At 71.8% G+C, this 6,774-nt stretch carries 7 protein-coding genes; 3 read left to right on the top strand and 4 right to left on the bottom strand.

Annotated features, from left to right (window positions below):
* Window positions 1-15 precede the first annotated feature (15 nt).
* A complete protein-coding gene (dinB, locus tag ABNT58_RS07400) occupies window positions 16-1,287 on the top strand; it encodes a DNA polymerase IV (protein WP_348752858.1) in 1,272 nt (423 codons plus the stop codon).
* Window positions 1,288-1,306: 19 nt separating this feature from the next.
* Here dinB and ABNT58_RS07395 read toward each other — a convergent pair whose 3' ends face one another.
* Entirely contained in the window at window positions 1,307-4,087 is a 2,781-nt protein-coding gene (locus ABNT58_RS07395; RefSeq protein ID WP_348752855.1) for a PEP-CTERM sorting domain-containing protein, read from the bottom strand.
* 84 nt (window positions 4,088-4,171) lie between these two features.
* Entirely contained in the window at window positions 4,172-4,585 is a 414-nt protein-coding gene (locus tag ABNT58_RS07390; RefSeq protein WP_348752854.1) for a YbaN family protein, read from the bottom strand.
* Window positions 4,586-4,774: 189 nt separating this feature from the next.
* Between ABNT58_RS07390 and ABNT58_RS07385 the strand changes: the two genes are divergently transcribed.
* Window positions 4,775-4,897, top strand: coding sequence for a hypothetical protein (locus ABNT58_RS07385; protein ID WP_348752853.1), 123 nt, complete (start codon window positions 4,775-4,777; stop codon window positions 4,895-4,897).
* A gap of 3 nt (window positions 4,898-4,900) precedes the next feature.
* On the opposite strand, the gene ABNT58_RS07380 is transcribed toward ABNT58_RS07385, so the two are convergent.
* Window positions 4,901-6,100 (bottom strand): aminotransferase class I/II-fold pyridoxal phosphate-dependent enzyme, encoded by a 1,200-nt coding sequence (locus ABNT58_RS07380; RefSeq protein ID WP_348752852.1) that lies wholly within the window; start codon window positions 6,098-6,100, stop codon window positions 4,901-4,903.
* A gap of 8 nt (window positions 6,101-6,108) precedes the next feature.
* The gene (locus ABNT58_RS07375; protein WP_348752857.1) at window positions 6,109-6,513 is read right to left on the bottom strand and encodes an FKBP-type peptidyl-prolyl cis-trans isomerase; all 405 of its coding nucleotides are present in this window, start codon (window positions 6,511-6,513) and stop codon (window positions 6,109-6,111) included.
* Window positions 6,514-6,630: 117 nt separating this feature from the next.
* Between ABNT58_RS07375 and ABNT58_RS07370 the strand changes: the two genes are divergently transcribed.
* A partial coding sequence (locus ABNT58_RS07370; RefSeq protein WP_348752856.1) for an FGGY family carbohydrate kinase occupies window positions 6,631-6,774 on the top strand: 144 nt, incomplete at its 3' end.

Below are 6,774 nucleotides of genomic sequence, written 5' to 3'. Positions count from 1 at the left end.
GCCGTACGCCGCTGGATCGCCCACCTCGACATGGATGCGTTCTACGCATCGGTGGAGCTGCTGCGCTACCCGGAGCTCAAGGGCCTGCCGGTGGTCATCGGCGGCGGGCGTCGGCACCAGCCCGAAGTGCTGGCCGACGGCAGCCGCCAGTTCGCCACGCTGCGCCACTATGCCGGCCGCGGCGTGGTCACCACCGCCACCTATGCGGCGCGCGACTACGGCGTGCACTCGGGCATGGGGCTGATGAAAGCGGCGCAGCGGGCGCCCGACGCCATCCTGCTGCCCACCGACTTCGAGGCCTATCGGCACTACTCGCGCCTCTTCAAGCAGGCGGTGGCCGAGGTGGCGCCGGTGATCGAGGACCGCGGCATCGACGAGATCTACATCGACCTGACCGAGGTGCCCGGGACGCAGGAGGCGGTGGGCCACGACGCCTTTGGCGGCGTGCGCGCGGTGGCGCAGGAGATCCGCAACAACGTCAAGCGGGCCACCGGGCTCAGCTGCTCCATCGGGGTCACGCCCAACAAGCTGCTGTCCAAGATCGCCTCGGAGCTGGACAAGCCCGACGGCCTGACGGTGCTGACGGCCGACGACATCCCGGCGCGCATCTGGCCCCTGAAGGTGCGCAGCATCAACGGCATCGGCCCCAAGGCCAATGCCAAGCTGAAGTCGCTGGGCGTGGAAACCGTGGGCCAGCTGGCCGAGTGCGAAGCCGCCTGGCTGCTGGAGCACTTCGGCCGCAGCTACGGCGCCTGGCTGTACCGGGCTTCGCGCGGCATCGACGACCGGCCGGTGGTGACCTACAGTGAGCCGGTGTCGATGAGCCGCGAAACCACCTTCGACCGCGACCTGCATGCGGTGCGCGACCGCGCCACGCTGTCGGCCATCTTCACCGACCTGGCGCATCGGGTGGCCGACGACCTGCAGCGCAAGCGCTGGGTGGGCCGCACCATCGGCATCAAGCTGCGCTTCGAAGACTTCAAGACCGTGACCCGCGACCTGACGCTGCCCGCGCCCACCGCCGATGCGCAGTTGATCCGCCAGGCCGCCGGCCAGTGCCTGAAGCGGGTGGACCTGAGCCGCCGGCTGCGCCTGCTGGGCGTGCGCGTGGGCAGCCTGTCGCGCCCCGGCGTGGGCGATGCGGTGTCGCTGGCCGGCGCCGCGCAAAAGGCCGCCGCCGCGGCCAGCCGCGCCGAGCCCCGCCGCACCCGCGCGCAGATCGAGGCCGAGCGCGCGGCGCTGGAGCCGGAGCTGCCCTTCGGCGACGCGGCCGACGACGCCGCTTGAGCGGCCCGGCAGCGGCGCCTCAGGCCGCCCGCCGCCGCCGCGCGAACCAGCCCAGCACCGCGCTGCCGGCCAGCATCAGGGCCCAGGTGCCCGGCTCGGGCACCGCCGGGGCCAGCGTGAACTGCGGCGCCACGCCCGCGCTGTAGTCGAAGTTGATGAAGCGGTAGGCGTCGCTGCGCGCGCTGTAGGCCACGTGGTCGAACGCACTGTCGGGCAGCGCGCTCAGCCCACCCAGGCCGTCGGTGCGGTGCAGGAAGGTGTCGATGTCGAACAGGCCGGCGCTGCGGAAGCTGTCGGGGTTGGTGTTGCCCAGGAAGCGGAACTCCACCTTCAACCCGTCCAGCGCCAGCTGGCCGCCACCGGCGAACAGCACCTGGTCGGTGAGAAAGCCGCCGTGGCCGTCGGCCTGCACTTCCAGGATCAAGCGGCTGCCCGCGCCGGCGGTGTAGTCGCCCTGGATGGTGACGGTGCCCGGTGAATTGCCCGGGCTGAAGATGCCGTAGTTGACGACGTTGCCGACGATGGTGCCGCTGCCACCCAGAAAGCCGTTGGTGCCCACCACGATCTGCGGCGCGGTGAGGGTGCTGTTGGTCAGCACCACGGTGCCGGTGCCGCCGTCGCTGCCCAGCGCGGTATCGCCCTCGCGGTTGCGGCCCACGCCCACCCAGCCGGCCGTCACCTGGCTGCCTTCGCTGACCAGCAGCGTGCCGTCCGAGCCCTTGTTGCGCGCCACCAGCAGGTTGCCGTCGCCCACGTCCACGGTGCTGGCGCCGCGCACGCGCATCAGGCCGGTGCCGTCGCGGCCGACGGTGACGCTGCCCAAGCCGGGCGCCGCCTCGACCTTGATCAGCGAGCCACCGCTGAGGTTGACCGTGCCGTCTCCGCCCGGTCCCCCCCGGCTGCCGCCCAGCGACAGGCTGGCGCCCAGGTGGCCCGGGTTGCTGAGCAGCAGCGTGGCGCCGTTGCGCAGGTTCAGCGTGCCGGTGCCGCCCGAGCGGCCCACCACCATCACCGCGCCGGTGACGGTGTCGCCGGTGAACTGGCCGCTCAGCTCGACGCGGGCGTTGTCCACCGTCAATTGGCCGGTGCCGCCGCTGCGGCCCACCGCCATGTAGGTGGTGGCCACGCGGGCCTGGTCGCTCACCGTCAGGCTGCCGAACGAGTTGGCGCCGAGGCCCACGTGGATCACCGCGTCCGAACCGCTGACCTTCACCAGCGATCCGGCCCCGCTGACGGTGGCAATGCCCTTGCCACCGCCCACGGTGTCGCTGCTGCCGCCGATCACCAGGCTGGTGACCCGCTGGTCACTGACGGTGGAGACGGCCCCACCTTCCACCAGCAGCTGCCCGCCGGCCAGCACGTCCAGCGTGCCGTTGCCGTCGCGGCCGATGCGCAGCCACGGGTTGTAGGCCTCGGCCGCGCCGCCACCCGGCAGCACCGAGGCGGCGGTGACCGACAGCACCGAGCCGGCGCCGGTGATGGTGAGGTGGCCGCTGGAGCCCACGTCCCGTGCCACCGACACGCTGGGCGAATAGGGCACGCCCGTGCTGCCCACCACCTCGATGCGACCGCCGCCCGAGACGGTGACGCTGCCCGTGCCGTTGCGCCCGACGTCCAGTCCGGGCGACAGGCCGAAGCCGTTGCCGACCGCGGCCCGGGTCGCGATCGCATCCATGCGCAGCAGCGATCCCGTGCCATCGACCAGCAGCTCACCGAAGGAGCCATCGCGCCCGACCGAGGTGTAGTACAGGCCGGTGGCCTGCCCGCCTTCCACCAGCTGCAGCCGCCCGCTGCCCAGCCGCCGCCCCACCTGCAGGATGCCGTCGCTGCCGTCGAAGCGGATGGCCGAGCCGGCGCCGTGCACCGTCATGTCGGTGCGGCCGCCGTTGGTGGTGAGGTTGAGCACCGCCTGTCGGTCGGTCACGTGCGCAAAGCGCATCACGCCGCCTTGCTCGATGTCGATCGTGGCCACGGCCAGCCGGTCCGCGGCGGTGCTCACGGTGGCGCCCTGCATCTCGCCCGCCTGGCTGTCGGCATTCCAGGCCATGCCGCCATTGACCAGCCAGCGCGATTGGGCGCCGCTGACCAGCACGCGGCTGCTGCTGCGTTCGCTGCCGGTGTTGAAGGTGTCCCACTGCGCGGTGCCCACCTGGGCGCGGTCGGTGGACAGCGTGCCGCCGTCCAGCACCTGCACCAGCGCCGTTACGGTGGCGGCCTGGCGGCCGAACACCTCGCCCTGGTCGCTGACGAAGAGGCCCGGGTGGCCCACGTACAGGCTGCTGCCGATGCGGGCCACCGAGCCTGCGCCGGTGACGGTGAACTCGGCATTGGCGCCGGCGCGGCTGCCCACGTAGGTGTCGCAATAGTGAAAGGCCGCCAGGCAGCCCGAGAGCTGGGTGCTGGTGTCGAGCAGACCGCCGTTGCTCACGGTGAGCGCGGCGCTGCGGCCGGCGTTGTTGCCCAGGCTCAGCCGCTGGTAGCCGGTCTGCACCGAGCCATCGCCGGTGAGCAGCAGCCGGCTGCCGGCCCCGTCGATCAGGCTGCGGCCCTGGTCGAAGTAGATGTTGGCCAGCTGCAGGAAGCTGCCGCCGTCCACGTCGAGCCGGCCGATGCCGCCGCTGGCGCCCAGGCCCAGGCGCGACTGCGGCAGGCTGGTGTCGCCGGGGCCGATGCTGCCGCCCCCTTGCAGGAAAAAGTCGCCGCCGACCGACACGGCGGCCTGAGCAGCCGGGCCGCACAGGCTGGCGACGAGCAGCGCGCTGGCGCGGGCCAGCAGGTTCAGGGATGCGGGTGTGCACATGGCGGGGGCCTCCTGCGTGCATGGAACCCGGCACAAGCGCCGGGAGGCCGCCACGCTAGCCCCGCAGACCCACGGGGCGAATCCTCAAAGCTGCGGAGGCGTGCCGCCGGCCGGCCCGTGCGGCAGCGTCCACATCCATGCGGCCACCGCGGCGCAACAGACCCCTGGCGCCGCGCCCCAGGGCATGGGCACGATGAACAGCGCGCCGATGCTGCTGATGGACATCATCACCGTGGCGATCCACTTGGCGCGCAGCGGCACCGCGCGGTGGGCGCGCCAGTTCAGCACCATGGGGCCGAAGTGGCGGTGCTCGCAGATCCAGCGCTCACAGCGCTCACTGCCCTTGGAAAAGCAGAACGCCGCCAGCAGCACGAAGGGCACGGTGGGCAACAGCGGCAGCAGCAGGCCGATGAAGCCGGTCAGCAGGCTCAGCCCGCCCGCGGCCAGCCACAGCAGGCGTTGCCAGTGGGGGCGGTCTTGGGGGGCGGTGGCGGGCATGGGCCGCATGGTATCGGTGCCGCCGCCACGGCGCGTTCTGCCGGTGTTTTTGGCCGCATTGACGGGTTTGGCCTGACCACCGGGCGTCGTACCCTGGCGTTGTGGCTGCGTGGCATGAAGCTCGCTTCAGCCACGAAGGGCCCGATACGGTGCCCCATCCAGTGCCTGCCATTCCGCGGAACAACCATCATGAACGACCCCCGCCGCCACCTGCCCCCCGCCCCTCACGGCCGCGTGCCGAACTGGGTGATCGCCGCGATCGCCGGCGTCGTGGTGGTGCTGTCGTACGTCGGCCGCGCGGTGATCGGCTGACGGTCACACTTGCTGCAAGGCGCGGCTGAAGTCGCGCTTCAGGTCGTCGATGTGTTCCAGGCCCACGGCCAGCCGCACGAAGTTGGGCTGGATGCCGGTGGTGGCCATCTGAGCCTCGCTCATCAGCCCGCCCCACATCGCGGCGGCATGCACGATCAAGGTTTCCACGCCGCCCAGGCTCACCGCATGGGTGGCCAATTGCAATGAGGCGACGAAGCGGCTGGTCTGTTCGTAGCCGCCCCGCAGCGCCAGCGCCACCACCGGGCCGTGGCCCTGCTGCATCTGCCGCTGCGCCAGCGCATGCTGCGGGTGGCTGGGCAGGCCGGGGTACCACACCCGTTCCACCTGCGGCTGCTGCTCCAGCCACTGCGCCAGCGCCAGCGCATTGGCGTTCATGCGCTCCATGCGCACGGCCAGCGTGCGCAGGCCGCGCAGCAGCAGCCAGGCGTCCATCGGCGACAGCACCGAACCCAGCGTGATGTGCATCGGCCAGATGCGCTCGGCCAGCGTCTGGCTGCAGCACACCGCGCCGGCCGTCAGGTCGTGGTGGCCGCCCAGCGATTTGGTGGCGCTGTGCACCACCACGTCGATGCCCAGCGCATGCGGCTTCTGGTTGATGGGCGAAGCGAAGGTGTTGTCGGCGATGGTGAGGATGCCGCGTGGCCGCGCCAGTGCCGCCACCGCGGCCAGGTCGGTCAGCACCAGCGTGGGGTTGGCCGGGCTTTCCAGCATGATCAGCCGCGTCTCGGGCCGCAGCGCGGCTTCCAGCGCGGCCAGGTCGGTCTGCTCGACGATCGTCACCTGCACGCCGAAGCGCGGCAGCACTTCGTCGAACAGCTTGGCGGTGCTCATGTAGTGCCGGCCCTGGGCCACCACATGGTCGCCGGCCTGCACCAGCGCCAGCACCGTGGTGCTGATGGCGCCCATGCCCGAGGCGGTGAGCATCGCCGTCTCGGTGCCTTCCAGCGCCGCCAGGATGGCGGCCACCCGCTCGTGCGTCGGGTTGCCGTAGCGGGTGTAGTAGGCCGCGTGGCGCGGCGTGCGGGCCATCTCGGCGAACTCGGCCGCATCACGCGCCTTGAAGGTGGCGCTGTAGTGGATGGGCGGGCTCACCGCGCTGTCGTCGCTGAGGCCGGCGTCGCCGTGCAGCAGGCGCGTCGGGTCCAGCCAGGGCGGGGTGTCGTCGTCGTGCGGGCCGGTCATGCGCTGCCTTACTTGCCGGCGATGCCCAGCAGTTCCACCTCGAACTGCAGCGTGGCGTTGGGCGGCACTGCGCCGCCGGCCCCGCGCGAGCCGTAGGCGATGCCCGGCGGGCAGGTGAGCCTGGCCTTGCCGCCCACCTTGATGCGCTGCACGCCTTCGGTCCAGCAGGGGATCACGCGGTTGAGCGGGAACTCGGCCGGCTGACCGCGGGCGATGGAGCTGTCGAACTCCTTGCCGTCGGCCAGCACGCCGCGGTAGTGCACGCGCACGGTGTCGGTGGCGGCGGGCGTGCGGCCGGTGCCTTCCTTGAGGGACTGGAACACCAGGCCGCTGGGCAGCACCACCGCGCCCTTTTCCTTGGCGGCGGTGGCGGCCAGGTCGGCCTGGGCCTGGGCGAAAAAGGCGGCGCCCATCAGGCAGCAGGCGAGGGTGGCAATGCGGGTTTGTCGGTAGGTCATGGCAACAGCAGGGTTGAAGTTATGGGCAAGAGGGTATCGATCATCGCCGCTGGCGCCCACTAGCATCCCCGCATGTTTCTCGGTCTGGATTACGGCACCTCGGAAGTGAAGGCGCTGCTGCTGGATGCGCAGCACCGCGTGCTGGGCACCGCTGGCGCGCCGCTGCAGCTCAGCCGGCCGCAGCCGGGCTGGAGCGAGCAGCACCCTGCCGACTGG

This window comes from uncultured Aquincola sp., from assembly GCF_964001545.1.
In the GTDB taxonomy this organism is placed as follows: Bacteria; Pseudomonadota; Gammaproteobacteria; order Burkholderiales; family Burkholderiaceae_C; genus Aquincola.
Note: the sequence above shows the minus strand (reverse complement) of the source record. Positions and strands in the feature narration are given on the sequence as shown.

Bases quoted from the DNA above. Each gene is read 5' to 3' on its own strand.
- ABNT58_RS07395 (WP_348752855.1), bottom strand. From the start codon at position 4,087: ATGTGCACACCCGCATCCCTGAACCTGCTGGCCCGCGCCAGCGCGCTG.
- ABNT58_RS07390 (WP_348752854.1), bottom strand. From the start codon at position 4,585: ATGCCCGCCACCGCCCCCCAAGACCGCCCCCACTGGCAACGCCTGCTG.
- ABNT58_RS07385 (WP_348752853.1), top strand. From the start codon at position 4,775: ATGAACGACCCCCGCCGCCACCTGCCCCCCGCCCCTCACGGCCGCGTG.
- ABNT58_RS07380 (WP_348752852.1), bottom strand. From the start codon at position 6,100: ATGACCGGCCCGCACGACGACGACACCCCGCCCTGGCTGGACCCGACG.
- ABNT58_RS07375 (WP_348752857.1), bottom strand. From the start codon at position 6,513: ATGGGCGCCGCCTTTTTCGCCCAGGCCCAGGCCGACCTGGCCGCCACC.